Annotated in this window: 2 protein-coding genes; both read left to right on the top strand. The window is 58.0% G+C overall.

Annotated elements, in window-relative coordinates; all coding sequences use genetic code 11:
• A partial coding sequence (locus LYNGBM3L_RS12795; protein ID WP_008183500.1) for a glycogen/starch/alpha-glucan phosphorylase occupies nt 1-2,439 on the top strand: 2,439 nt, incomplete at its 5' end.
• Nucleotides 2,440-2,854: 415 nt separating this feature from the next.
• On the top strand, nt 2,855-3,556 hold a 702-nt coding region (locus LYNGBM3L_RS12790), incomplete at its 3' end, for a hypothetical protein (protein WP_008183495.1).

The raw sequence follows: 3,556 nt of genomic DNA, 5'->3' as shown, positions 1-3,556 counted from the left end.
GGACTGTTCTATCGGCAAGGAAAGTTTCCTGCCATCGCCACCAAGCACGACTACTACAAGGCTCTCGCCTATGCCGTCCGTGACCTGATGGCTCAGCGCTGGCTCAGTAGTGCGCGTACCTACACCATGGATGCGTCGCGCACCGTCTGCTACCTCTCCGCGGAGTTTCTGTTGGGGCCTCACTTGGGCAACAACTTGTTGAACCTCGATCTCTACGACGACGCCAAACAAGCGATTGAAGAGCTAGGCCTCGACTTTGAAGAATTGCTTGAGCAGGAGGAGGAACCGGGCCTCGGTAACGGAGGCTTAGGCAGACTCGCCGCCTGCTACATGGAATCCTTGGCGACACTCAGCATTCCCACGATCGGCTACGGCATTCGGTATGAGTTCGGCATCTTTGACCAAGACATCCGCGGCGGCTGGCAGGTCGAGAAGACCGACAAATGGCTTCGTTTTGGCAATGCCTGGGAGATCGCACGGCCGGAGTGGGCGGTCGAGGTCAAACTCGGTGGTCACGTGGAAGAGTACACAGACAAAGATGGGGTGCATCAAGCCAATTGGGTGCCCCACCAAGTCATCAAGGGAGTGCCCTACGATACACCGATCCTGGGCTACGACACCAACACCGCCAACACGCTTCGCTTGTGGTCCGCTCAAGCGACGGAGTCCTTCGACTTCTCGGCATTCAACTCGGGGGACTACTTCGGCGCCGTACAGGAGAAAGTCTTCACCGAAAACGTGAGCAAGGTGCTCTACCCCAATGATGATGAGACGGCGGGTAAACGACTGCGACTCACGCAACAGATCTTTTTCGTCTCCTGTTCCCTGCAAGACATGATCAACATCATGCGCCGGCAAAACATTTCGCTGAGCAAGTTCCACGAGAAGTTCGCCGTTCAGCTCAATGACACGCATCCGGCGATCGCCATCGCGGAGCTCATGCGCTTACTCATTGACGAGCACTATTTCCAGTGGGACGAAGCGTGGCACATCACCAAGCAGACATTCTGCTACACCAACCACACCCTGCTCCCGGAGGCCTTGGAAAAATGGCCGGTCTCCCTGCTCGGTTCGCTGCTGCCACGTCACCTCAAGATTATCTTTGAAATCAACCACCGCTTCATGAACGACGTCCGCATCAAGTTCCCCGGTGAGGAAGATCGGCTCGCCCGCATGTCGCTGATCGACGAGAGTGGTGAACGGTACGTCCGCATGGCCCACCTCGCCTGCGTGGGCAGTAAAGCGATCAATGGCGTCGCGGCCCTGCATACGAAGCTGCTCAAGAGCGACGTCCTGCGCGACTTTGCCGAGATGTATCCCGAGAAATTCAGCAACAAGACCAACGGTATCACACCGCGCCGGTTCCTCATGCTGAGCAATCCGCGACTGACGCATTTGATCACCGACCGCATTGGCAATCACTGGCCGAAGCACTTGGAGGAATTGCGGCGACTGGAAGAGTTCGTTGAGGACACCGGATTCCAGGACGATTGGCGGACCATCAAGCGGGATATCAAGGTGGAGCTTGCCCATCGCATCGAGCAAGAGAACGGCATCCGTGTGGATCCGGACTCCATTTTCGATATCCAGGCCAAACGAATCCACGAGTACAAGCGACAGCACATGAATGCGTTGCACATCATCGCACTGTACAACCGCATCAAGGAGAATCCCGATATCGATATGGTTCCGCGGACATTTCTCTTTGGGGGGAAAGCGGCGCCCGGTTACACGATGGCCAAACTCATGATCAAGCTGATCACCGCCATCGGGGATGTCGTCAACTGGGACCCCGACGTGCGGGATCGACTCAAGGTCGTGTTCCTGAAGGATTACAACGTCAAATTTGCCCAACGCGTTTACCCTGCCGCGGACGTTTCGGAACAGATCTCGACCGCCGGGAAAGAAGCCTCCGGTACGGGCAACATGAAGTTCGCCCTCAACGGTGCCCTCACCATTGGCACGCTCGATGGCGCCAACATCGAGATCCGCGACGAAGTCGGTGCGGAAAACTTCTTCCTGTTCGGCCTCACGGCTCAGGAGGTGTATGAGCGGCGCGCCGGCGGCTACCATCCCATGGGCTATTACTACGGAGATCCAGAACTGAAGTTGGCCCTGGACCGGATTACGGAGGGCTTTTTCTCTGGGGGCGATACCCAGCTCTTCAAGCCGCTTGTGGACAAGCTACTGCATGAGGACCCGTACTTTGTCCTGGCGGACTTTCGCGAGTATGCCGATTGCCAGCAGCGGGTCGAGTCGGCGTATCGCGACACGGAGCACTGGACGCGGATGTCGATCCTCAACACGGCCCGCGTGGGCAAGTTTTCGTCGGACCGTTCGATTCGCGAGTACTGCGAAGAAATTTGGAACGTGGAATCACGTCCGGTCGAGTTGGCGGAAACGCGTGAAGGCGTCACGAATCTGCGACTGAGCTTCTAAACGACGCGTCGGGAAACAACTCCCGCAGAGCTTCCCGCGGCGAGCAGCGCTACGTGCTCTTGGCAGCAAACCGCCCGGGAGCGGGGATTCGCGTAGCCCCAGAGGACACCCGCGCCGGCGACCAGTCCATCCGACGCGGGTGTACTAGGGCTTGTTCGGAGATGTTGCATCCCCGACACCCCGAGCTTTGTCGGTCTCGACGAATGCCGCAAGCATTTGGCGTGACAATCTGCCTTGGCAATCGGCCTTTTCTTTTGTCGCGCCATCTTTGTTCCTTTGCGGTAGAATGGGGCCACCAGTCTGAGTCACGTCGTCCTTCATAAATCGACCTGATTCGAATCGCGCGAGGCCTCGCACAAGGTGGTGTGGAGCTGCGCTCGCTGGAGGGGGCAGTTGGGAGACAGGAGGGCTTGCGTTGAACCAAGTGCAACGATTTGTACGGTATGGTCTGTGTCTTATCGGCTGGCTGGCCGGTACCGGATGGACAGCCGCTCAGGACTACGTAGTGCCCATTTCGGGGATCTCCCCGCTGGCGGTGGTCAGTCTCACGGACGAACGGGACACCGACGACTCCAGCTTCTTTGCGGCCAACTCGGACTACAACGACACCAGCATTAGCAGCAAGACATCGCCGATTCGGGTGCTGCCGGTGAACGGTGCGCCGCACTACGACATCTTCATTTATGACACCGGATCGCCCGCCCACATCATGGGCTACGGGACCACGACGGACTTTGCCATCGCCGATGCTGGCCGACGCGGAACCAACTTCACGCCCGTCGGTGGGGCGGGAGGCGAGTTCCTCGAAGCATCCAATAGCGACCCCATCGCCCTCTATGCGGCCGGTTTTGGCGCCATTCGCAATGCAGAATCCATGAGCGTGGACACCACGCAATTCCGCGGCCAGTACAACGTCTCGGTGCTCAACGGCGAATTTGACTTTGAAAACCCGGATGTTGAATTGCCGAACCTGATCGGCACCCCACTCGCGAGCCAATACACGACCGTCATCGAGAACAGCAAGCCACAGTTACACGTCATTGATGACACGCTGCGTAGGTCACCGGATATGCAACTACGCGACATTGGTGACATCGAACGTCCCCGGCGACGTATC

The sequence above is a fragment of the Moorena producens 3L genome, assembly GCF_000211815.1.
Taxonomy (GTDB): domain Bacteria; phylum Cyanobacteriota; class Cyanobacteriia; order Cyanobacteriales; family Coleofasciculaceae; genus Moorena; species Moorena producens.
Note: the sequence above shows the minus strand (reverse complement) of the source record. Positions and strands in the feature narration are given on the sequence as shown.